The organism is Nocardia sp. NPDC060255 (assembly GCF_042727395.1).
Taxonomy (GTDB): domain Bacteria; phylum Actinomycetota; class Actinomycetes; order Mycobacteriales; family Mycobacteriaceae; genus Nocardia.
This window is the reverse complement of sequence record NZ_JBHXAU010000024.1, coordinates 28451-49952: the sequence shown is the minus strand read 5'-3', so window position 1 is coordinate 49952 and position 21502 is coordinate 28451. Positions and strand designations below refer to the sequence as shown.

The following is a 21502-nucleotide window of genomic DNA, read 5'->3' as shown; positions in this document are numbered from 1 at the left end:
CTCGATGGAGGGGTAGTTAGGCGTCCACGGCAGGTATCGCTCGGACCTTCGTTGCTGCCCGGTCGGTACGAGTTGATCAATGTCGTTGCACGCAAGCCAGATACAGTGATCGGTATCGGAAAGGTGCGTGAATCATGACGGAGCCCAAATTCGCGATCGGCGATCGAGTCCGCCACGTGTCCATGGGTCACCACGGTGTCGTCGTCGCTGTCGATCGGGAGCATTCCACAGCGCACGACGCCAACGACCTCAGTCTCAACCCGGCCATCCGCTCCAATCCTTGGTACAAAGTGACCTTGGAGAACGAGCAAGGCCAGCCGGTCGACAGCTACCTGTCCGAATCCCAACTGGACTCCGAGTAGTCGTCGGCAACACGCCCCAATTCCATCCTCCCGAGCCGCAGCCTCGAATACGGAGTGGACGGTCGACCGCCTGGTCGACGGCGGCGACAAGTTCGGGTTCACCGTCGAAGGTAAGTGGGACACGAAGCTGAACGACTACGTGATCACCAAAATCGACATCGACCAGGCCGACGAAACCAAGGTCTGGAACATCTACGTCAACGACACCTTGATCAAAACCGGCGGCTGCCACGTCCCCATCACCGCCGTAGACAAGGTCAAGTTCGCCCTCGAAACCACCTGAGCCGCACCAATATCCGCCGCCAGACCTGGACAAGCGATCACGGGAACTGGTGCAGGTGCACTCCTCGGGCGATGCCTGCACCAGTTCCTTATGATCGGCCGACCAACTGGGCTCGGAGTTACCCGCGACGATGGCAGAACCAATTTACCTGGGTCGCAACACCTTTGCCATCCTGTTCTGCGGCCGTCCGGGATCATTCGAGCATCCGGCGTCGTCAAAACCATTGCGCCGGTACAGCGCAACAGCGGGCTTATTGTCGGGCGAGACTGTGAGCAGCAGAACGTCGACTCCTAGCTGCATCGCCCACTGCTCGACCGCTTGCACCAGGCAATCCCCGATCCCCTGGCCCCGCGCTGACCGGCCGACCCACAGCGTGCCCAGCTCAGCAACGCCGGTCTGCGGGCCGGGGAAGCCGCTCACCATCCCGACCGGCCGCCCATCCAATACGGCAATCACGTTGCACGATCCCGGGATGCTCAGCCGAGCGCGCCAACGCCCCTCCCGATCACCGTCCCCTTTCCATTCCGCAAGCCGCGACGCGAACGCATAGGGAGCATCCGCAAGCGCCGCGAGCCGCAGCTCTCGCCAGAGTTGCCAATCATCCGAACGCACCACCCGCACACCGATCACGATCCGAGGGTGCCCGGCAACGGCGGTGACCACAATCGGTAATCCGCTGGAGGTGATGGCATGTGTCGTCAATCCCCCTGAAAACCAATGGATCGGGGGTTTCGAGGCGGGCTAAGTTGCGGAGATGGCGGAGATCCACGGGTGGTGCGAGGGGCGGTTCGGTGCTGTCGCAGAGGCGTTGGCGGGCTCGTTGGATGGGGATGATGTGGGGGCCTCGGCGGCGGTGTTTGTCGATGGTGAAGCGGTGGTTGATATTTGGGGTGGGTATGTCGATGCGGAACGTAGTGCGGCGTGGGGGCGGGACACGATTGTCAATGTTTGGTCTACGAGCAAGACGATGGTGGCGTTGTGTGCGTTGATTTTGGTTGATCGGGGCGAGCTTGATTTGGATGCGCCGGTTTTCGAGTATTGGCCGGAGTTCGCGGCTGCGGGGAAACAGGAGGTCCGGGTAAGACATCTATTGGGTCATACTGCGGGACTGCCGGTTTGGGATGAACCGGTCACGGCGGCCGAACTGTATTCGTGGTCGGCGGTTACGGGGCGGCTGGCCGCGCAGGCTCCGCTGTGGGAGGCGGGAAGTGCGGGTGGATATCACTCGATCACGTTCGGTTACCTGGTCGGTGAGGTTATCGCGCGGGTGAGCGGGCGCAGCGTTGGCAGGTTTTTTGCCGAGGAAGTGGCTGGGCCGCTGGGTGCGGACTTTCATATCGGGCTGGCTGCCGAGCACGATCAGCGGGTGGCGAGACTGATCGCCGCCCCTGAGGGAGATAAGCCTGAGGGGTTCGAGGTAGGGGTGTCCGATGCCAATACCGCGGCATGGCGGCGGGCCGAGATTCCTGCGATCAACGGGCATGGGAATGCTCGCTCCGTTGGTTTGGTGCAGTCCGTGCTGGCGTGTGGCGGTGCCGTCGGCGGGGTTCGATTGCTGTCGCCGGAAGGCTGTGAACGCGTCTTCGAGGAGCAGTTCCGCGGGGTGGACCGGATTTTGCACCAGCCGATCCGCTGGGGCCTCGGCTACCGCCTGGAGCATCGCACCGCCTCGTGGGGTGGGTGGGGCGGGTCGCTGGTGCTTGTCGACTTCGAGCGTCGGATGACGGTGTCGTATGTGATGAATCAGGTGCTGTGGGACGCGGGTTATGACCGGTCCCTCAGCGTCCTGATGGCCGCGTACGAAGCGGTCACCGACTGAATTCAGGCGGCGATGTGGGTTCGGAGGCGTTCGGCGAAGGTGCGGGCTGCCGCGAGGTCGGCGCCGTTGGGGCGGTTCTTCTTGATGCCGCCGACGAGCTTGAACGGGGCGAAGGTGTCGAATGCGCGGCAGGAGAAGGTGCCGGTTACCTCGAAACCCTTCTGCTCCAGCAGCTTTACCAGTGGTCGGGAGAAACGCTGGAAACGCGCCTCGGGAAAACCACTGGTGGCGAAGACGAAGGCCTTGCGTCGCTGTTCCTGCGGGAGGGACTCGACGAACTCGCGCAACTGAACGTGGAAGGCGCCCAGGAAGATTCCCGAGCCGAAGCCGACGAGGTCGTAGCCGGCGAGTTCGGCCGGATCGATCTGGTCGGGGGTGACGACTCGGGCCGAGAGGACGTGGCCCATGATGTCGGCGATTCTCTTCGTGTTGCCATGGGATACCGAGGTGCACACGAGGATGGCCTTCATGACGATGCTCCTTCACGGTGGGAAGATCCGGTCATCCTCGGAGACACCGCCCGATCCGCGATCGTGACATCCGAGCGGCTGTGGTCTCGATCACTTTCGCGGTAAGCGATAACACGTTGCACGGTAACGGTTTTCATCAAGTGTCCCGCGGCCGTTCGAGAGGGCGCAGCACGTCGGCGGATCGCAGCTTTTCCGGATTGCGTACCGCGTACAGGCCGGTGATGAGGTCGCCGTCGATTTCGATCATCAGGACGGTGTCGAGATGCCCCTCCGCACCGGACCGGAACAGCAGCGCGGGTAGCGCATTGAAGCTGCCGAACTCAACGGCCATGTCCGCCATGCTGTTCTGGGCGAGCCCGATGAGGAACTTGGCGACCGGCGCGGCACCGGTGACGGGACGGCCCGCGACGATGACGCGGCCGCCGCCGTCCGAGATCTGCACGACGTCGGGTGCGAGCACGTCCATCAGGTTTTGCACCTCGCCGGTGCGTGCGGCCACCAGGAAACGGCCGATCACCGCACGGTTGGTGTCGGCGTCGGGGTGGAAGCGTTTGCGGCGGGCCTGCACGTGTTCGCGCGCCCGGTGCGCGATCTGGCGCACGGTGGCGTCGGACTTGCCGATCATCTCGGCGATCTCGACGAGGCTGTGGCCGAACACCTCGGACAGCACGAACACGGCCCGCTCGGTCGGGCCGAGGGTCTCCAGCACGAGCAGCATCGCCATCGACACCGATTCGGCCAGCAGCACATCATGGCTGGCGTCGTGTTCGGTGCGGATCGGTTCGGGCAGCCAGTTGCCCACGTAGTCCTCGCGGCGGCGGCGCGCGGACCGTAACTGGTTGAGCGCCTGTCGGGTAACGATCTGCACGAGGTAGGCGCGGGGATGCTCGACCTCGTCCTCGTCGATGTCGCGCCAGCGAAGATAGCTGTCCTGCAACACATCTTCGGCGTCGGCGGCGCTGCCGAGGATCTCGTAGGCGATGGTGAACAGCAGCGGCCGGAACTGGTCGAACACGCTGGGCGCGGTCATCGGACTGCGATCGAGTTCGGCACTGTCGAAGTCGGGCCGGACAGCCAACGGTAGGCGCGTGGGAACCGCATCGAGGTGATGGTGAAGCGGCACACCCGCTCCTTGACCACTGCGGCCGCTCGCCCGGACAGCACGAACCCGCGAGCGCTGTCGTCGCGGTGCGTGGCCTGAATGAACCCGTCACGCCGTCCGAGGCTGATCGCCTGTCCGGCCATACCGAGCGACAGCGGTTCCGGGCGTTCTCCCCTGATCAACGCGAGCACTGTGTCGGCGCCGTGCGCGCCCATCGGTATCGCGGCCTGACAGCTCATCCGCAAGTGCTCCCCCACATGTCGAGGTGGTGCGACGGCGTCCCCGACACCGACGATTCGTCCATGATCAACACACACCAACGTATCGTCGGTGCGCAACCGGCCGTCGGCAGCCACCGGCAGGCAGCTGCGCAGCGCTAGGTCCGGCACGCCGAACGAGCCGGCCCACACCGTGCAATCGCTGGGCAGCAGGCCGGTGTCGGTCACGACGCCATCGGGCCGGATTCCGGTGACCCGCACCCCGGTACGTATCCGCACACCGGCTTTCGCGAGCTTGCCTTCGATACTCGCTCGGCTCGCCTCCGGCAACCACCCGGCGACCGACTGCGAAACCAGCTCGACCACCAAAGACGGGTACCGGTAGGCGATTTCGGCGGCGGTCTCGATCCCGGTCAAGCCGCCACCGATCACCACGACCCGCGCGTCCGCCGCCAATCGAGGCAGTCGCCTGCGCAACGACTCGGCGCCGGCCAGGTCGGCGATACCGCACGCGAATGCGGCCCCAGGCGGGCCTTGGGCGGCCGTACTGCCCACCGCGTACAGCAGATAGTCGAAATCGACTGCGGCACCGTCATCGAGCCGCACCGAACGCTCACCGATCTCATCCACCGTCGCCACCCGCAGGCGGACGTCGCGGTGCAGTAGCCCCCTTCGCTCCTGCACCGCGCTCGCCCCACCCGCCGCATGCTCGTGCAACCGAATCCGTTCCACGAACTCCCGCCGAGGATTGATCACCGTCACGCGCACGTTCGATCGCCCAACGGCGGCAAGCCGATTCGCCGCCATAACCCCCGCGTAACCCGCACCGACAACCACCACGTGCGCCACGCGACCACCTCCGTCCAGCCCGACCCGACATCTCGAAGACACCGCCCGAACGGCGACCGTGACAGCGGAGGAATGTGGCAACGATCACACCGCGAGCGCGGAAAAGGGGGCCACACAACGAAATCGGCGCTGGCCATAGCACCCAAAGGGTCCTGGACCAGCGCCGGAACGCTCAATTCGTTGTCGGGGTGACAGGATTTGAACCTGCGACCCTCCGCTCCCAAAGCGGATGCGCTACCAAGCTGCGCTACACCCCGTTGTCCCTCGCGGCGGTTATCGGCCGCCGCCGAGGCTGAATTCCGTGTGGAGCGGGTGACGGGAATCGAACCCGCACCATCAGCTTGGAAGGCTGAGGTTCTACCATTGAACTACACCCGCAGGCAAACGACATCGATAGGATCGCCACGATGTCGTGTGCGTCCCGACTGTACCGAACCCTGCTTCGCAAATGCCAATCAGCCCCCCGCGCACGGGGATAGCGCGGGCGTGTGTCCGGTCGTCAGCGCGACGCCCTATGGTGAGTCTCGCACGCCAGTCGCCCCGGTCAGGGCGTGGCGCGCGGTAGCAGAACTTAATGAAATTAAGAGGGATCTCTTCCTTGAAACTCGGGCGTGTCGGACCGGAAGCGGGGAGCATATGGGACGCGTGACGACTCCTGTCGGGGGGAGCCGTGGCCCACGGGGTGGCCACCAGTCACGCCCGACCGGTCGCGGAGAGGATGCCACCTATGGGGACATCACGACTCGCCGAAATCGCACTAGCAGGAAATTGCTCAGTGCAACCGACCGCCGGGTGTGCTTGTGGCAGGAAAATCCGGCTCCACACCACCACTGGGCAGAAGACCCGCAGACCCTCGGCTACTCCCACCGCTACTTCGGCGCCGCGACCAGGCAGGCGGCCCAGCGGGCCGACCGCACGGCCACATCGCGTCGAGGCGTGGCGAGCGGCCGGGGGGACCCGCATGGCGCGGCGCTACAGCGTGTCGCCAGCGCGTCTCGGCGCGACTTCTCAGCGAACGAAATCCGGGTGTAACGCCGACGCGATTCCAGCGATCTCATATCCGATCGCCATTCGCGAGGCATCGAGAACACGTTGCAAAACAGCGTTTTTTGATGCCGGGTGGCTTGCTAGGATCCTTTTTGCCGGACGGGGGTATCTGGAAAGGGGGCGGTGAGCGTGCGCCGAGCGAGGTGGACACAACCGCGTAGCAGTGCGAACGATCGGGGTGACGTCGGCACCTGTGTCAGCACAGGGCCTCTGGGTACCGACGCCACCTGCGCAGGGTGAGTTCGATGTCGATCGATATCGAGCCCCCTGTCGCCGCGATGGCCCGCGCCTGGGCCCGCGCGGTGTGCGCCGAGCCGGGTTCCGGCGCGGCGCCCCAACAGCTGGAACCGGTGCTCATCGAGATCGTCGAGCAACTGCTGACGCTCGCCAGGTCCGAGCCGTTCCCGGTGCCGCAAGCACGGCTGCTCGGCGCCAAGCTGTCCGAGGCGCCGTTCGACCGGATCCGGATGCTGGCGCAGGCCTCACGGTGGCTGCTCGGCTTCCCGTCCGGTGCGCCCGGTTCGCTCGTCGCCACCCGCTGGCCGTTCGTCGCCAGTCAGGCCATCGACAGCTACGCCCAGGCGCTGCAGGAGCGTGCGCTGGCGCAGCAGGAGCAGAACCTCTCGGCAAAGGTATCGCTGCGCGTGCAGGAGATCGCGGCGCTGCAACACCGGCTCCGGCACGAGGCGACCCACGACGCACTCACCGACCTGGCCAACCGCACCCTGCTGCAGGACCGCGTCCGGCTGATGGCGACCGACCCGAACCGCGGCGTCGGACTGCTGCTGATCGACCTGGACCGGTTCAAGCAGATCAACGACGGCTACGGGCACGCGATCGGCGACGAGGTACTGGTCGAGTTGGCCAACCGCCTGCGCGAGGTGTGCGCGCCGGACACGGTGATCTGCCGGTACGGCGGCGACGAATTCGTGCTCGCCGTCAACCCGCCGCAGAACACGCTCGGCGATCTCGCCAGCAAGATCGTGTCCGCGCTGCGCGACCCGGTGTGGTCGACGGCCGGGCCGGTGCCGGTCTCGGCGAGCGTCGGCACCGCCTTCAGCCCGCCCGGAAGTTCCTGCGATTTCAGCGATCTGCTTCGCCGCGCCGACCGCGCGATGTACTCGGCGAAGACGGCGGGCGGGCGGCGGTTCGCACTGGCCGACGAGCCCGCGATCGACGAGGCCGTCGCCGGTTGAGGGGATGGTCCGGCTGACGGGTGCGGCACCGGAAGCGGTTCCGGGCCGGCTTGACCCGTGGCCGGACGAATCGGGAACGCGCGGCAAGACTCGGTGCCAGGCAAACGGGAGTGTGGTTCAGCGCGGTTGACAGGTGGGGCACCAGAAGAGGTTTCGGGCCTCCATGACCGCGTGGGCGATCGGGGTGCCGCAGATGCGACAGGGCGAGCCCTGGCGGCGGTAGACGTAGGTGCGTGGGCGGTCGGCCGCGTAGGACGGCTCGCCGTGGTCGTCTTCGGGGCGGACCACGACCATCTTGCCGACCCGGACGCCGACCTTCATCAACGCGACCAGGTCGATCCACATCGCGGCCCACTCGTCGGCGGACAGCGCGGTGCCCGGCCGGTGCGGCGAAATGTGGTGACGGAACAGCAGTTCCGCCCGGTAGACATTGCCGACACCTGCGACCACCTGCTGGTCCATCAGCAGCGCGCCGATCGCTCTGCGCGAGCGCCGCATGCGCTGCCAGGCCCGGTCCGGGTCGGCGCCGCGGCGAAGCGGATCGGGACCGAGCCGATCGGTGAGCGCGGAAACCTCTGGGGCGAGCAGCACTTCGCAGGCGGTCGGCCCGCGCAGGTCGGTGCCGAAGCCGGGCTGCCCGTCCGGCGCGCCGAGCATCCGCATCCGCACCTGCCCGACCGGCTCCCCCATCGGCAGCTCGGATTCGGTGAACTTCCCGTACAGGCCGAGGTGCACGTGCACGATCAGACCCGAGTCGTAGTGGTGCAGTAGGTGTTTGCCCCACGCCTCGGCGCGCGTCAGCAGGTGACCGTCGACGCGGGCCGCACCCGCCGCGAACTTGCCCTGTGGGCTGGACACGCGCACCACACCGCCCGCGAGGCGCTTGTGATGCAGCCTCGCGAGACGGTGCAGCGTATGACCTTCAGGCACAGCCGGTTACGGCTCAGTAGGCCGGAACCGCCGGGGCGACACCGGACTTCTCGTACTCGGCGAGAATGTCGATGCGCCGCTGGTGCCGGTCCTCGCCCGACCAATCGGTGCTGACGAACGCGTCGACGATGGCCAGCGCCTCCTCGGTGGAGTGCATCCGGCCGCCGATGCCGGCCAGCTGAGCGTTGTTGTGCTGCCGGGCAAGCTGAGCGGTCTCCACGCTCCAGGTCAGCGCGCAACGGGCGCCGGGCACCTTGTTCGCGGCGATCTGCTCACCGTTGCCGCTGCCGCCGAAGACCAGCCCGAGGCTGCCCGGGTCGGCGACGGTGCGGCGGGCCGCCTCGATGCAGAAGGCCGGGTAGTCGTCGAGCGCGTCGTACTCCAGGGCGCCGCAGTCGACCACCTCGTGGCCCGCCTTTTCCAGATGGTCCTTGACGTGATTCTTGAGTTCGAAACCGGCATGGTCGGCACCGAGGTATACGCGCATGGCAGGCATTCTGTCAGGCCCGTTTCCGGCTCGTTACGAAGGGGCTCGCGGCCCGATTAACACCGGCGACTGCTATCGCGAATCGAGAGATACCTCGCGAGTGTCCTGAGCCACAGCGTTGCCGTGGACATGGCCGAGGGCCGCCTCCGTTCCCAGCAACTGAATAGAGTTCATTTCATGCAGCCGTACGAACCCCAGCCCCATCAGACGGGCCCGCACGTCGACCCGTATGCCTCGGGCGGGTGGGCGCAGCCTCAGGACGCGTCCTATGGCTCCCAGCAGCCCTACGGCTCCCAGGCGCCCTACGGCTCGCCGCCGCCCTACCCCGCTCCCCCGCAGTACGGCCCCTACCCCGGTGCCCCCGTCCCGCCGCCGCTGCCACCGCAGCAGCAGCCGCGCGGCCTGTCACCGTTCGGGATGCCCGCCAGGCACAGCTGGGAGATCCCGATGCTCATCGTGGTCGTCCTGCTGACCGTCCTCGCGTACGCGATCGCGCTGCTACTGCTGGTGACCGGCAACTTCGACCAGTACGTGCTGCTGCTGGTGTTCGCGCCGATCCTCGTCTGGCTCGGCCGCGGCGTGCTCTATTCGACCCAGCGGGTGAACGGGGTCAAGATGTCGCCGACCCAGTTCCCGGAGGGTTACCGGCTGGTGGTCGAGGCGGCCGCGCGGTTCGGCATGGCCAAGGTGCCCGACGCCTATGTGGTGCTCGGCAACGGCCAGATCAACGCGTTCGCCAGCGGGCACGGGTTCCGCCGCTTCGTCGCGGTCTACAGCGACCTGTTCGAGATCGGCGGCGCCGCACGGGAACCCGACGCGCTGGCGTTCATCATCGGCCACGAGGTCGGGCACATCGCGGCGGGTCACGTCTCGTACTGGCGCCAGCTCGGCATGTTCCTCGTCCCGTTCCTGCCGTTCATCGGCAACTCGCTGATCCGCGCGCAGGAGTACACCGCCGACAATCACGGCTACTGCAATCGGCACACGGGCGCGCCCGCGGCGATGGGCACGCTGGCGGCGGGCAAGTACCTGAACACGCTGGTCGGCTTCGACGAGATGGCCGATCGGGCGGCGATGGAGAAGGGCTTCTTCGTCTGGGTGGTCAACGCGATGTCGTCGCACCCGGTGCTGACCTGGCGGATGTGGGCGCTGCGCGACCGGAGCAGGCACGGCAAGCTGTGGTTGCGGCCCGCCCCGCCCGCGGGCGCGATGCCACCGCAGGGCGGCTACCCGGGTAGCTACCAGACTCCGGCGCTGCCGCCGAAAACCGTTCCGTAGCAAGCACCGAGTGCCGCGGGTCGAGCCCCGCGGCACTCGCCGGTGGTCAGTCGAACTCGGGATCTTCGGTGCGCGTGCGCTTGAGCTCGAAGAAGTGCGGGTAGTCGGCCAGCGTCACCGACGCGTCCCACAGCTTGCCCGCCTGCTCGCCGCGCGGGATCCGGGACAGCACCGGACCGAAGAACGCGGTGCCGTTGATGTGGATCGTCGGCGTGCCGACGTCGGGGCCGACCTTGTCCATGCCCGCGTGATGGCTCTTGCGCAGTGCCTCGTCGTAGTCGGTGCTCTCGGCGGCCTTGGCCAGCTCGGCGGGCAGGCCGACCTCGGCGAGCGAATCGGCGATCACCGCGGTGAGGGACTCCTTGCGTGAGTCCCGCTTGTACTCCTCGCGGCGGTTGTGGATGCGGGTGCCCATCGCGGTGTAGAGCGGCAGCAGCACCTTGTCGCCGTGCTCCTGCGCGGCCGCGATGGCGACGCGGACCGGGCCCCAGCCGGTGTCCAGCAGTTCCTTGTACTGCTCGGGCAGGCCCTCTTTGTCCTCGTTCAGCACCGACAGGCTCATCACATGGAAACGCGCCTCGATGTCGCGCACCTGCTCGACCTCGAGAATCCAGCGGGACGTGATCCAACACCACGGGCACAGCGGGTCGAACCAGAAATCGGCAACATCTTTCGCGGAGCTCTTTTCACTCACGACGGGTCCTCTCGAATCGCATGCTCGACGGGCGGCGCTGAGCCCCGCCGCTATAGGGAAACAACCACGGCGACGGCCGATTCGTTCCCATCCGGTGCCGCCGTTTTCCGGAGCTGCCGAGGCCGGTCCCCGTAGGGTTTAGCGGCAGGAGTCCCGGTTCCCTCTCGACAAGGAGTCCAGATGAGTTCTGATCAGCGTTTCGTCATCGTCGGCGGCGGGCTCGCCGCGGCGAAGCTGGCGGAGGCCTTGCGCGCCAACGACTTTCCCGGATCGGTGACGCTGATCGGCGCGGAGGACCGGCTGCCTTACGAGCGACCACCGCTGTCCAAGGAACATCTGGCGGGCAAGAAGCAACTGACCGAATTCACCACCCACCCGCGGCAGTGGTACCGCGACCACAACGTCGAGGTCCGGGTCGGCACGACCGTCGAAAGCCTCGATCCGGCCGCGAAGACGATCTCACTGCCGGACGGCTCCACGCTCTCCTACGACAAGCTGGCGCTGGCCACCGGCTCGACCCCGCGCACCCTGTCCATCCCCGGCGCCGACGCGCCCAACGTGTACACGCTGCGCAACATCGAGGACTCCGACACCCTGATCGAGTTCTTCGCGAGCGCCGCGCAAAGCATCGTGATCATCGGGGCGGGCTGGATCGGTCTGGAGGTCGCGGCGGCGGCCAGGGCCGCGGACCTCTCGGTGACCATCGTCGAGAACGCCGAACACCCGTTGCTCGCGTCGCTCGGGCAGGAGATGGGCGAGGTGTTCGCCGAGCTACATCGGTCGAACGGTGTGGACCTGCGCCTCGGCGCTCAGGTCACCGAGATCACCACGAAGGAAGGGGTCGGGACCAGATTGGCGACCGGGGTGAAACTCGCCGACGGCAGCGTCATCGAGGCCGAGGCGGTGCTGGTCGCGGTCGGCGCCCGGCCGAACATCGAGCTGGCCGAAGACGCCGGGCTCGACGTCGACGGCGGCGTGCTCGTCGACGAACACCTGGCCACCAGCAACCCGGACATCGTCGCCGTCGGCGACATTGCCGCACAGCAACATCCGGTGCTCCATCGCCGAATTCGGGTGGAGCACTGGGCAAACGCGCTCAACCAGCCCGCGGTCGCGGCCGAGACGATGCTCGGCAAGCAGGCCAGTTACGACCGGCTGCCCTACTTCTTCACCGACCAGTACGACCTGGGCATGGAGTACACCGGCTACGCGGCGCCCGGCGACTACGCGCGGGTGGTGACCCGCGGCGATGTGGCGAAGCGCGAGTTCGTCGCGTTCTGGCTCGACGCGGACAACCGGGTGCTCGCGGGCATGAATGTGAACGTGTGGGACGTGACCGACCGGATCAAGGAACTGATCCTGGCGGGCGAACCGGTCGATCCCGAGGCGCTCGCGGACACCTCGAAACCGCTGTGACACAGGTCACTTCGAGGAGCGAAGCGATGTGTCGAAACGGCACGCTCGGTTCCGACCACACCGCGAGAGCGTCACACGAGCGCGCCGACCGGTAGCCGGAAAGAGAACTCGATGAAATACATGCTGATGAAGACCTATCGGACCCCCGCCTTCTGCGACACACCGATCAACGAATGGTCCCCGCAGGAGATCCAGGCGCACATAGACTTCCAGCGCGCCCTCGGCGAGCAATTGGCCAAGTCGGGTGAGCTGGTAGACGCGCAGGGGCTCACCGGCCCGACCGAGGCCCGCGTCGTCAGCTCCGACGGCCGCTCGGCGCCGGTGGTGACCGACGGACCGTTCCCGGAGACGAAAGAGTTCCTGGCCGGGTACTGGATCGTCGACGTGGAAAGCCCGGAACGGGCCTACGAGATCGCCGGGCAGGCGTCGGCGGCACCGGGACCGGGCGGTAAACCGATCGGCGAATACATCGAGGTACGGCCGGTGATGAGCGTCCCGGCCAGCGACCAGTGACCAACCGGCGAGTGGTGCCCGACGACACACCGCTCCCGGCGAGGGCCGAGGACCTGTTGCGCGAGTTGGCGCCACAGGTCCTCGGTGCATTGGTGCGCCGGTTCGGCGATTTCGATACCGCCGAGGACGCGCTGCAGGAGGCGATGCTCGCGGCGGCGACCCAGTGGCCGGTGGACGGACTCCCGGACAACCCGCGCGGCTGGCTGATTCAGGTGGCGCAGCGCCGGATGGCCGACGCGGTGCGGGCCGAGGTGGCCCGGCGGCGCAGGGAGACAACGTCGTTAGATCGCGAAGTGCCCGACGCGATACCGCTCGATTACGACGACACACTCGCCATGTTCTTCCTCTGCTGTCATCCCGCGTTGTCCTCGGCGAGTGCTATCGCGCTCACGTTGCGAGCGGTGGGCGGGCTGACCACGGCGGAGATCGCGCACGCGTTCCTGTTGCCGGAAGCGACCATGGCGCAACGGATCACGCGAGCCAAGAAGAAGCTGGCTACGCTCGAGCGGCCGTTCGCACGGCCGGGCGACGTCGAGTGGCGGGCTCGGCTGGGGACCGTGCTGCATGTGCTGTATCTGATCTTCAACGAAGGCAGTACGAGTACCTCCGGTCCGGACCTGCAACGCGCGGACGTCGCCGCCGAGGCGATTCGTCTTGCGCGCGCGGTACATCGGATGCTGCCCGACGACACCGAGGTCACCGGGCTGCTCGCGCTCATGCTGCTCACCGATTCCCGGCGCGCGGCGCGCACCGGCGAGCGGGGTGAGCTGATTCCCCTCGGCGAACAGAACCGAGCGCTGTGGGACCGCGGGCAGATCACCGAGGGCGTCACGCTGACGACGAGCACTCTCGCACAAGGACTTACCGGGCCCTACCAGATCCAGGCGGCCATCGCGGTGCTGCACGCGCAGGCGATCAGCACCGAGGAGACCGACTGGACCAAGATCCTCGCGCTGTACGACCTGCTCGAAAAGCTTTCGGACAACCCGATCGTCACGCTCAACCGCGCGGTCGCGATCGCGATGGTGCACGGACCCGAGGCCGGTCTGGAACTCGCTGCGACACTGGACGATCAGCTGGCAGGCAACCACCGGCTCGATGCCGTTCGCGGCCACTTACACGAAATGGCAGGCGATTTCGACGCCGCCATCACCTGCTACACCGCCGCGGCGGGCCGCACCCCCAGCGCGCCGGAAAACCACTACCTCACCGTCCGCGCGGCCCAGCTCCGGCATCGGTGAGACCAGGTGCCACTCGCCCACCGGCCCGTGGGGCAGACTGCATGAGGTGACGGATAAGACGAGTGCGGGGGTTCTGGTGTTTCGGCGCGGCGGCGCAGGCGTCGAGGTGCTGATCGGGCATATGGGTGGCCCTTTCTTCGCGCGCAAGGACAACGGCGCGTGGTCCATCCCGAAAGGCGAGTACGAGCCGGAACTGGAGGACGCGCAGGCGGCGGCCGGCCGCGAGTTCCACGAGGAGCTCGGGCTGTTCGTGCCGCCCGGTGACTGGATTCCGCTCGGCGACGTGCGATACAGCAGCGGCAAAGGTAAGAAGACGCTGACCATCTGGGCCGTCGAGGGCGACCTCGATCCGGCCGACGTGGTGCCGGGGCACTTCGAGATGGAGTGGCCGCCGCGCTCCGGGCGGATGGCCAGCTTCCCGGAGATCGACCGGGCGGAGTGGTTCGATCTGGCCACCGCGCACGAGAAGCTCGGCGCGGGCCAGCGACCGTATCTGGATCGGTTGAACGACTACCTCGAGCAGGCCTGACCGCTACTGCGGCACACCGGTCCAGGCGCGGCCGGTGACGAGTTCGTAGGCCTCCACGTACTTTTGGCGGGTGGCCGCGACGATGTCGGCCGGAATCTCCGGGCCGGGGTACTCCTTGTTCCAGCCGGTGGAGGTGGACCAGTCGCGGACGAACTGCTTGTCGAAGGAGCGCTGCGGGCGGCCGGGCTCCCATTCGGCGGCGAGCCAGAAGCGGGACGAGTCGGAGGTGAGCACCTCGTCGCCGAGGGTGAGAGTGTCACCGTCCCAGCCGAATTCGACCTTGGTGTCGGCGACGATCACGCCACGCTCGGTGGCGTGCGCCGCGCCGCGGGTGTACACGTGCAGGGTCAGGTCGCGCAACTGCTCGGCGACCTCGCGGCCCTCCTGGTTCACCACGTCGGCGAAGGTGATGGGCTCGTCGTGGCCCTCGGACGCCTTGGTGGTCGGCGTGAAGATCGGCTCGGGCAGCTTGTCGCCCTCGCGCAGGCCGGGCGGCAGCGCGACACCGGACACCGAGCCTTCCCGCTGATACTCCTTCAGCCCCGAGCCGACCAGGTAGCCGCGGGCGATGCATTCGACCTGCACCATCTTCAGCGGCTTGACCCGGATGCCGCGGCCGGCGAACTCGGCGGGCACGTCGGTGGCGGAGACAACATGGTTGGGCACGTCGGTGAAGTAGTCGAACCACCAGTTGGACAGCTGGGTCAGCAGCGCGCCCTTGTCCGGGATCGGCGTCGGCAGCACCACGTCGTAGACCGAGACACGATCGGACGCGACCAGCAGCAGGGTGTCGCCGTCCTCGTACAGGTCGCGCACCTTGCCGGCGTGCACATGCTTCACTCCGCAGCTCCGATCATGGATAGGGTTGGTTCCACCAGGCAGTGTTCAATCAGAAAAACTCCCGCGCGGGCAACCTTACCCAGGTGGCATCGTGGGGAACGCCCGAGCTAGTTCTTCGAACCCGAAGGAGCCTTATGTCCGCACCGAACCTGACTCGCGACCAGGCGATCGAACGCGCGTCGACAGTGACGGTCGATAACTACCGCATCGACCTCGACCTGACCGACGGTGCGGGCAAACCGGGCGAGCAGACCTTCTTTTCCCGCAGCACCGTGACCTTCACCGCGACGCCGGGCGCCAGCACCTTCATCGACCTGGTGGCCCGTGGCGTGCGGTCGGCGGTGCTCAACGGCACCGCGCTCGATGTGTCCGGCTACGACGAGTCCACCGGAATCGCGCTGCCCGATCTGGCCGCGACCAACGAGCTGGTCGTCGAGGCCGACTGCGAGTACTCGCACACCGGCGAGGGGCTGCACCGCTTCGTCGACCCGACCGACGACTCCGTCTACCTGTACTCACAGTTCGAAACCGCCGATGCCAAGCGGATGTTCGCCTGCTTCGACCAGCCGGACCTGAAGGCCACCTTCGACATCAGTGTGACGGCCGCGCCCGACTGGCAGGTCATCTCCAACGGCGCGGTCGTGGAAACCCTTGCGGCGGAACCGGGTAAGCACGTTTTCCGCAGCACGCCGAAGATGAGCACCTACCTGGTCGCGCTCATCGCGGGCCCGTACGCGCAGTGGACCGACGTCTACACCGACGAGCACGGCAGCATCCCGCTCGGGATCTATTGCCGCGCTTCGCTTGCCGAGCACATGGACGCCGAGCGGCTGTTCACCGAGACGAAGCAGGGATTCGGCTTCTACCACAGCAAGTTCGGCGTGCCGTACGCGTTCGGCAAGTACGACCAGCTGTTCGTGCCGGAGTTCAACGCGGGCGCGATGGAGAACGCGGGCGCGGTGACCTTCTTGGAGGACTACGTCTTCCGCTCCAAGGTGACCCGTGCGTCCTACGAGCGGCGCGCGGAGACGGTGCTGCACGAGATGGCACACATGTGGTTCGGCGACCTGGTCACCATGAAGTGGTGGGACGACCTGTGGCTGAACGAGTCGTTCGCGACCTTCGCGTCCGTGCTGTGCATGGCCGAGGCGACCGAATACTCCAGCGCCTGGACCACTTTCGCGAATTCGGAGAAGTCCTGGGCGTACCAGCAGGACCAGCTGCCGTCCACCCACCCGATCGCGGCGGACATCCCCGACCTGGCCGCGGTCGAGGTGAACTTCGACGGCATCACCTACGCCAAGGGCGCGAGCGTGCTGAAGCAGCTCGTCGCCTACGTCGGTCTGGAGCCGTTCCTGGCCGGTCTGCGGGCCTACTTCGCCGACCACGCCTACGGCAACGCGACCTTCGACGATCTGCTCGCAGCGCTCGAAAAGTCTTCCGGCCGTGACCTTTCCGACTGGGGCACGCAGTGGCTGAAGACCACCGGCCTGAACACCCTGCGCCCGGACTTCACGGTCGACGATGCGGGCAAGTTCACCTCGTTCGCCGTGCTCCAGGGCGGCGCCGAGCCCGGCGCGGGTGAGCGTCGCGTGCATCGGCTCGCTATCGGCGTCTACGACGACCAGGACGGAAAGCTGGTGCGCACCAAGCGCATCGAGCTCGACGTCGAGGCCGCCGAGCGGACCGAGGTGCCCGAGCTGGTCGGCGTCGCCCGCGGGAAGTTCGTGCTGATCAACGATGACGACCTCACCTACTGCTCGGTGCGCCTCGACGCCGACTCGCTGGACGTGCTCGTCAACCGGATCGCCGATATCGCCGAGCCGCTGCCGCGCACCCTGGCCTGGTCGGCCGCCTGGGAGATGACCCGGCAGGCCGAGTTCCGGGCCCGCGACTTCCTCGCGCTGGTGCAGCGTGGCGTCGGCGCGGAGTCGGAAATCGGTGTGGTGCAACGACTCCTGATGCAGGCGAGCCTCTCGCTGCGCAGCTACGCCGACCCCGAGTGGGCGGCGAGCACCGGCTGGACCGTACACGCGGACCGGCTGCTGGAGCTGGCCCGCGAGGCCGAGGCGGGCTCGGACCACCAGCTGGCCTTCGTCAACGCGCTCACCGGCGCCAAGCTGTCCGCCTGGCACACCGAGGTGCTGCGCGAGCTGCTCGACGGCGACCCGGGCAAGGTCGGTCTCGGCGGCCTGGCGATCGACACCGACCTGCGCTGGCGCCTGGTGATCGCGCTGGCGGCGGCGGGCGAGATCGACGCCGACGGCCTCGATACTCCGTTCATCGATCAGGAGCTGGCCAAGGATCCGACCGCGGCGGGCAGGCGGCATGCCGCGACCGCGGCGACCGCGCGTCCGCAGGCGGAGGTGAAGGAACAGGCCTGGACCAAGGTGCTCGGCGACGACACCATCTCCAACATCACCACTCGCGCGATCATCGCGGGCTTCGCCCCGGCCGGTCAGAGCGAGCTGTTGACGTCCTACGTCGATCGCTACTTCGCGGAGGTTCCCGCAGTGTGGGAGCGTCGCTCCAGCGAGGTCGCGCAGACCGTGGTGGTCGGGCTCTACCCGAGCTGGGCGATCAGCGACGACGCGGTCGCCGCCGCCGACAAGTTCCTCGACGGCGACCACCCACCGGCCTTGCGCCGCTTGGTGATCGAGGGCAAAGCGGGCGTCGAACGCGCCCTCCGCGCCCGGGCGCACGACGGGAAGTAACAAGCCACGATCGACGGGGCCCGACTGCGGTCAGGCCCTGTCGATCGTGAAACTCACTGGAAGAGGGCAGTATTCGCCGCGGCCCACTGGGCGAAGGTGGTGGCGGGGGCGCCGGTGAGGTCGGCGATGGTGGTGGTCGGCTCGGGATGCCAGCCCACCATCGAGCCGGTGACTTCTACGTACCATTCGGCGGTGCTGATGGTCCGCGCGAAGATCTGGACCGCCTCGTCGGCGGGGACCTGCCGGACGGTGAGGGTGCGGCCGAGGGCGCGGCCGATTTGCTGGATGCGATCGGCCCTGGTCAGTACTTCCGGGCCGGTGAGTTGATAGGTCTGGCCGTTATGGCCTTCGGAGAGTAGAACTTTCGCGGCGACGCGAGCGATGTCGCCCATCGCGATCGGCACGCTCTCGACCTCCGGGTACGGGTCGCGGATCTCGTCGGACGCGCGGATCTGTTCGGCCCAGACCGTGGCGTTGTCCAGGAAATCACCGGCGAACAGGTGCGTCCAGTCGAGCCCCGAGCCCTCGACCGCCTGCGCGATCGGCGTCCAATGCGCCTCGCCGGACAGATCGACGATCTGCCGGATGCCCGCCCGCTCGGCCAGCGAGACCACGTCATCGATGGTCTCCAGCACCGGCGCGAGATACATCCGATCCACGCCCTCGAACGCGGCGGGCAGTGACGACACCCGGCCCAGATACCCCTCGGCGATCTCGACGCCCGCGGGCAGCGCGGCCCGCTCCGGATGGTTGGTCAGTGCTCTGACATCGTCGGCACCGCCCGCGAGCAGGTGGTCGACGACCATGCGTCCGATGTTCCCGGTTGCTCCTGTCACAAGAATTTTCACCCCACCACCGTGCTCCAGTCGCGCGCCGGGCGGCAAACCCCAAATGTGGTGCTAGCGAACAGAAAATTTTCCGCGTCTAGCCCCATAGCGTCCCGCGAACGCCACCGGCGCGCTCACCCATATCGGGTGAGCGCGCCGGAAGCATTGCTCGTGACTCCGCCGCACGGGCGGATGGTGTCAGCGGCCGATCGCTGCGGCCATCACGCGAACCGCGGAAACCAGGCCGTCGATGAGCTGGCCCTGCCGGAACGAGCTGGACGCGGCGGTGACGCCGAGCTGGCAGACCCGGTCGTTCGCGCGGTCGGCGACGTCGCGGCCGGAGCGCACCTCGATCGCCTTGTCGTTGGGCGAGACAGCGATGAGCACCGAACGCGCCGCCTCGGGCGTGGACGGGAAGATCGCGTCCGCACCCGCGGCCGGATCGGCGCCGAGATCGCCGATGTAGACATTGAACCGCACCTTGGTCGCGCGGGTCGCCTCGGTCAGCACGTTGTCCATGGCGAGCCGCTCGTCATCGCTGAACGGGGCCTCCCGGAACACATCGCCGGCCTCGTGCACGCCGGAGACGCGTCCGCTGGTGGTGACCACGTACCCGTGCGGCAGGTCGGCCTCGACCACCGCGGGCCACTTAGAACTTGCCACTTGCCCGGCCTCCGATCAGCTCCGCCTTGGGGGCCTCGATCGCCGCATGATGACCATGCGACGACTCGGCCGAATGATGACCGGTCGAGGTCACCTCGTCGGTCGCACTCCACAGCACCGGCTCCGACGTCCACTGCTGACCGAGGTCGTAGTGGGCGGGCTTCGAACCGGCGAGTGGCTTACCGAGATACGTCAATCCGGCGATCGCGCCGTATATCACCAGCGGGATGCCGAGGAAGACCAGCACAGTCTCGAGAATGCTCACGAGCCAACGGTAGACGATGCTGTGTAGTAGTTCTTCTTCTGGTCACACTCACTGTGCTTCGTGTCGAGTCGTCCGGCCCGTCAGACCAGCCAGGCGGCGGCGTTCGGCGGCAGTTGGCCGCCCTCCAGCGGCGCGCTGGCCAGCAGCACATCGCCGGGCGGCAGCTGGGTGGGCGCCTGCGACGCGTTCAGCACGCAGACCAGGCCACCCTCGCGACGGAAGGCGAGACAGCCGGGCGGGCTGCCGTACCACTCGATCCGGGTGCCGCTGAATTCCGGTCGCAGGCCACGCAATTCGATGGCCATCCGGTACAGCGAGAGGGTGGAGCCGAGCTCCTCGAGCTGCGCTTCGACGGTGCGGCCCGCCCAGTCGGCGGGCATCGGCAACCACGGTGTGCCGGTGGTGAAGCCGAACGGCGGTGCGGTGCCCTCCCACGGGAGCGGCACCCGGCAGCCGTCGCGGCCGCGTTCGGTGTGCCCGGAGCGCTCCCAGGCCGGGTCCTGCAGGACCGCGTCGGGCAGGTCGTCCACGTTGGGCAGGCCCAATTCCGCGCCGTTGTAGATGAATACCGAACCGGGCAGTGCCAATTCGAGCAGCAGCATCGCGCGGGCACGGTCCTGTCCCACCGCGCCGTCACCGTAGCGGGTGACCTCCCGCTTGATGTCGTGGTTGGACAGCGTCCAGGTGGGCGAGGCGGCGACCGGTGCGACCGCGGCGAGGGAATTGTCGATTGCCGCGCGCACGTCGTCGGCGTCGAAATCGGTTTGCGCCAGCCGGAAATTGAAGGCCAGGTGCAGTTCGTCGGCGCGCAGGTACTCGCCGAACCGGACGTTGTCGTTGACCCACACCTCGCCGATCGACACCGCGTCTGGGTAGTCGTCGAGCACCTTGCGAATGCGGCGGTGGATCTCGTGCACGGCGGGGTTGTTGAAGCGCAGATCGTCGTCGTCGTTGGCGAGCAGGGCGGTCTTGACCACCGCCATGTCCGGCAGGCCCGCCGGTTTCGCCATGCCGTGCGCCACGTCGAGGCGGAATCCGTCCACGCCGCGATCGAGCCAGAACCGCAGCGTCTTCTCGAAATCGGCGGCGACCTCGGGGTTTTCCCAGTTCAGGTCGGGCTGCTCCGGGGCGAAGATGTGCAGATACCACTGGCCCGGCGTGCCGTCGGGTTCGGTGACCCTGGTCCAGGCGGGACCGCCGAAGATGCTCGGCCAGTTGTTCGGTGGCGCGTCGCCGCCGGGGCCGCGGCCGTCGCGGAAGAGGTAGCGGGCGCGTTCCGGGCTGTCCGGACCGGCCTCGAGCGCCGCGAGGAACCAGGGGTGTTCGCTGCTGGTGTGGTTCGGCACCAGGTCCATCGTGATCTTGATGTTGCGGTAGTGCGCCTCGGCGATCAGCTCGTCCATCGCGGCGAGCCCGCCGAAGAGCGGGTCGATATCGCGGGGGTCGGCGACGTCGTAGCCGCCGTCGGCCATCGGTGAGGTCATCACCGGGCACACCCACAGTGCGTCGATGCCGAGTAGCTCGAGGTAGCCGAGCTTGTCGCGGACGCCCCCGAGATCACCGACTCCGTCGCCGTCGGAATCCGCGAAGGATCTGGGATAAACCTGGTAGAACACGGCCGACCGCCACCATGGTTGCGTGGTGCGATCCACCGGCACCGGTACGGCGGGTGTATCAGTCACATACGTAATAGTGCCAAAGTTTTGCGGCAAAAACTCTTAGGCGGAGCACCGATCTCAACTTGGGGCAAACCGCCAGC

The 21502-nt window shown here is 67.3% G+C and carries 22 protein-coding genes and 2 tRNA genes; 10 read left to right on the top strand and 14 right to left on the bottom strand.

Annotation, left to right across the window (positions count from 1 at the left end; translation table 11 throughout):
• Positions 1 to 134: 134 nt before the first annotated feature.
• Both hspQ and ACFWF1_RS33735 read left to right on the top strand, forming a co-directional pair.
• Complete coding sequence (hspQ, locus tag ACFWF1_RS33740; protein WP_379282388.1) at positions 135 to 362, top strand: heat shock protein HspQ; 228 nt, start codon at positions 135 to 137, stop codon at positions 360 to 362.
• Between the two features lie 139 nt (positions 363 to 501).
• A complete protein-coding gene (locus ACFWF1_RS33735) occupies positions 502 to 645 on the top strand; it encodes a hypothetical protein (RefSeq protein WP_379282387.1) in 144 nt (47 codons plus the stop codon).
• Between the two features lie 144 nt (positions 646 to 789).
• Here the strand turns inward: ACFWF1_RS33735 and ACFWF1_RS33730 are convergent, their stop codons facing one another.
• Positions 790 to 1275, bottom strand: coding sequence for a GNAT family N-acetyltransferase (locus ACFWF1_RS33730; RefSeq protein WP_379282386.1), 486 nt, complete (start codon positions 1273 to 1275; stop codon positions 790 to 792).
• A gap of 124 nt (positions 1276 to 1399) precedes the next feature.
• On the opposite strand from ACFWF1_RS33730, the gene ACFWF1_RS33725 reads away from it, so the two are divergent.
• Positions 1400 to 2464 carry a serine hydrolase domain-containing protein gene (locus tag ACFWF1_RS33725; protein ID WP_379282384.1) on the top strand — a complete coding sequence of 355 codons (1065 nt, stop codon included), beginning with the start codon at positions 1400 to 1402 and terminating at the stop codon, positions 2462 to 2464.
• Between the two features lie 2 nt (positions 2465 to 2466).
• Here the strand turns inward: ACFWF1_RS33725 and ACFWF1_RS33720 are convergent, their stop codons facing one another.
• The 5 genes from ACFWF1_RS33720 to ACFWF1_RS33700 all read right to left on the bottom strand — a co-directional run bounded on the left by ACFWF1_RS33720 (position 2467) and on the right by ACFWF1_RS33700 (position 5481).
• Entirely contained in the window at positions 2467 to 2934 is a 468-nt protein-coding gene (locus tag ACFWF1_RS33720; RefSeq protein WP_379282383.1) for a flavodoxin family protein, read from the bottom strand.
• A gap of 136 nt (positions 2935 to 3070) precedes the next feature.
• Positions 3071 to 3964: an RNA polymerase sigma-70 factor gene (locus ACFWF1_RS33715; protein ID WP_379282382.1), complete on the bottom strand. Its 894-nt coding sequence runs from the start codon at positions 3962 to 3964 to the stop codon at positions 3071 to 3073.
• Entirely contained in the window at positions 3961 to 5103 is a 1143-nt protein-coding gene (locus ACFWF1_RS33710; RefSeq protein WP_379282381.1) for an NAD(P)/FAD-dependent oxidoreductase, read from the bottom strand. The genes ACFWF1_RS33715 and ACFWF1_RS33710 overlap by 4 nt, the downstream gene beginning before the upstream one ends.
• A gap of 183 nt (positions 5104 to 5286) precedes the next feature.
• Positions 5287 to 5360, bottom strand: a tRNA-Pro gene (locus ACFWF1_RS33705).
• A gap of 47 nt (positions 5361 to 5407) precedes the next feature.
• Positions 5408 to 5481, bottom strand: a tRNA-Gly gene (locus ACFWF1_RS33700).
• A gap of 914 nt (positions 5482 to 6395) precedes the next feature.
• Between ACFWF1_RS33700 and ACFWF1_RS33695 the strand changes: the two genes are divergently transcribed.
• Complete coding sequence (locus tag ACFWF1_RS33695; RefSeq protein ID WP_379282380.1) at positions 6396 to 7346, top strand: diguanylate cyclase domain-containing protein; 951 nt, start codon at positions 6396 to 6398, stop codon at positions 7344 to 7346.
• A gap of 117 nt (positions 7347 to 7463) precedes the next feature.
• Here ACFWF1_RS33695 and ACFWF1_RS33690 read toward each other — a convergent pair whose 3' ends face one another.
• A complete protein-coding gene (locus ACFWF1_RS33690) occupies positions 7464 to 8276 on the bottom strand; it encodes an Fpg/Nei family DNA glycosylase (RefSeq protein WP_379282379.1) in 813 nt (270 codons plus the stop codon).
• 13 nt (positions 8277 to 8289) lie between these two features.
• Positions 8290 to 8763, bottom strand: coding sequence for a ribose-5-phosphate isomerase (locus tag ACFWF1_RS33685; protein ID WP_379282377.1), 474 nt, complete (start codon positions 8761 to 8763; stop codon positions 8290 to 8292).
• 177 nt (positions 8764 to 8940) lie between these two features.
• Here ACFWF1_RS33685 and ACFWF1_RS33680 point away from each other — a divergent pair, with 177 nt between their 5' ends.
• A complete protein-coding gene (locus tag ACFWF1_RS33680; protein WP_379282376.1) occupies positions 8941 to 10041 on the top strand; it encodes a M48 family metallopeptidase in 1101 nt (366 codons plus the stop codon).
• Positions 10042 to 10087: 46 nt separating this feature from the next.
• Here the strand turns inward: ACFWF1_RS33680 and ACFWF1_RS33675 are convergent, their stop codons facing one another.
• The gene (locus ACFWF1_RS33675) at positions 10088 to 10735 is read right to left on the bottom strand and encodes a DsbA family protein (protein WP_379282375.1); all 648 of its coding nucleotides are present in this window, start codon (positions 10733 to 10735) and stop codon (positions 10088 to 10090) included.
• A 180-nt stretch (positions 10736 to 10915) separates the two neighbouring features.
• Between ACFWF1_RS33675 and ACFWF1_RS33670 the strand changes: the two genes are divergently transcribed.
• The 4 genes from ACFWF1_RS33670 to ACFWF1_RS33655 all read left to right on the top strand — a co-directional run bounded on the left by ACFWF1_RS33670 (position 10916) and on the right by ACFWF1_RS33655 (position 14434).
• The gene (locus ACFWF1_RS33670) at positions 10916 to 12151 is read left to right on the top strand and encodes an NAD(P)/FAD-dependent oxidoreductase (RefSeq protein WP_379282374.1); all 1236 of its coding nucleotides are present in this window, start codon (positions 10916 to 10918) and stop codon (positions 12149 to 12151) included.
• A gap of 111 nt (positions 12152 to 12262) precedes the next feature.
• Complete coding sequence (locus tag ACFWF1_RS33665; protein WP_357391729.1) at positions 12263 to 12664, top strand: YciI family protein; 402 nt, start codon at positions 12263 to 12265, stop codon at positions 12662 to 12664.
• Positions 12661 to 13905 (top strand): RNA polymerase sigma factor, encoded by a 1245-nt coding sequence (locus tag ACFWF1_RS33660; protein ID WP_379282373.1) that lies wholly within the window; start codon positions 12661 to 12663, stop codon positions 13903 to 13905. The genes ACFWF1_RS33665 and ACFWF1_RS33660 overlap by 4 nt, the downstream gene beginning before the upstream one ends.
• Positions 13906 to 13951: 46 nt before the next feature.
• Complete coding sequence (locus ACFWF1_RS33655) at positions 13952 to 14434, top strand: NUDIX domain-containing protein (protein ID WP_379282371.1); 483 nt, start codon at positions 13952 to 13954, stop codon at positions 14432 to 14434.
• 3 nt (positions 14435 to 14437) lie between these two features.
• Here ACFWF1_RS33655 and ACFWF1_RS33650 read toward each other — a convergent pair whose 3' ends face one another.
• Complete coding sequence (locus tag ACFWF1_RS33650; protein WP_379282370.1) at positions 14438 to 15274, bottom strand: phosphoribosylaminoimidazolesuccinocarboxamide synthase; 837 nt, start codon at positions 15272 to 15274, stop codon at positions 14438 to 14440.
• Between the two features lie 134 nt (positions 15275 to 15408).
• Here ACFWF1_RS33650 and pepN point away from each other — a divergent pair, with 134 nt between their 5' ends.
• Positions 15409 to 17988, top strand: coding sequence for an aminopeptidase N (gene pepN / locus ACFWF1_RS33645; protein WP_379282369.1), 2580 nt, complete (start codon positions 15409 to 15411; stop codon positions 17986 to 17988).
• A gap of 53 nt (positions 17989 to 18041) precedes the next feature.
• Here the strand turns inward: pepN and ACFWF1_RS33640 are convergent, their stop codons facing one another.
• The 4 genes from ACFWF1_RS33640 to ACFWF1_RS33625 all read right to left on the bottom strand — a co-directional run bounded on the left by ACFWF1_RS33640 (position 18042) and on the right by ACFWF1_RS33625 (position 21425).
• Positions 18042 to 18824, bottom strand: coding sequence for an SDR family oxidoreductase (locus ACFWF1_RS33640; protein ID WP_379282368.1), 783 nt, complete (start codon positions 18822 to 18824; stop codon positions 18042 to 18044).
• A gap of 189 nt (positions 18825 to 19013) precedes the next feature.
• Complete coding sequence (locus ACFWF1_RS33635; RefSeq protein WP_379282367.1) at positions 19014 to 19478, bottom strand: DUF5130 domain-containing protein; 465 nt, start codon at positions 19476 to 19478, stop codon at positions 19014 to 19016.
• Complete coding sequence (locus tag ACFWF1_RS33630; RefSeq protein ID WP_379282366.1) at positions 19465 to 19743, bottom strand: hypothetical protein; 279 nt, start codon at positions 19741 to 19743, stop codon at positions 19465 to 19467. The genes ACFWF1_RS33635 and ACFWF1_RS33630 overlap by 14 nt, the downstream gene beginning before the upstream one ends.
• Positions 19744 to 19823: 80 nt before the next feature.
• Positions 19824 to 21425 carry a glycoside hydrolase family 13 protein gene (locus ACFWF1_RS33625; protein WP_379282365.1) on the bottom strand — a complete coding sequence of 534 codons (1602 nt, stop codon included), beginning with the start codon at positions 21423 to 21425 and terminating at the stop codon, positions 19824 to 19826.
• Between the last annotated feature and the right edge of the window lie 77 nt (positions 21426 to 21502).

Coding starts and splice junctions, on each gene's coding strand:
- ACFWF1_RS33685 (WP_379282377.1), bottom strand. CDS start 8,763: ATGCGCGTATACCTCGGTGCCGACCATGCCGGTTTCGAACTCAAGAAT.
- ACFWF1_RS33725 (WP_379282384.1), top strand. CDS start 1,400: ATGGCGGAGATCCACGGGTGGTGCGAGGGGCGGTTCGGTGCTGTCGCA.
- ACFWF1_RS33695 (WP_379282380.1), top strand. CDS start 6,396: ATGTCGATCGATATCGAGCCCCCTGTCGCCGCGATGGCCCGCGCCTGG.
- ACFWF1_RS33680 (WP_379282376.1), top strand. CDS start 8,941: ATGCAGCCGTACGAACCCCAGCCCCATCAGACGGGCCCGCACGTCGAC.
- ACFWF1_RS33670 (WP_379282374.1), top strand. CDS start 10,916: ATGAGTTCTGATCAGCGTTTCGTCATCGTCGGCGGCGGGCTCGCCGCG.
- ACFWF1_RS33715 (WP_379282382.1), bottom strand. CDS start 3,964: ATGACCGCGCCCAGCGTGTTCGACCAGTTCCGGCCGCTGCTGTTCACC.
- ACFWF1_RS33720 (WP_379282383.1), bottom strand. CDS start 2,934: ATGAAGGCCATCCTCGTGTGCACCTCGGTATCCCATGGCAACACGAAG.
- pepN (WP_379282369.1), top strand. CDS start 15,409: ATGTCCGCACCGAACCTGACTCGCGACCAGGCGATCGAACGCGCGTCG.
- hspQ (WP_379282388.1), top strand. CDS start 135: ATGACGGAGCCCAAATTCGCGATCGGCGATCGAGTCCGCCACGTGTCC.
- ACFWF1_RS33665 (WP_357391729.1), top strand. CDS start 12,263: ATGAAATACATGCTGATGAAGACCTATCGGACCCCCGCCTTCTGCGAC.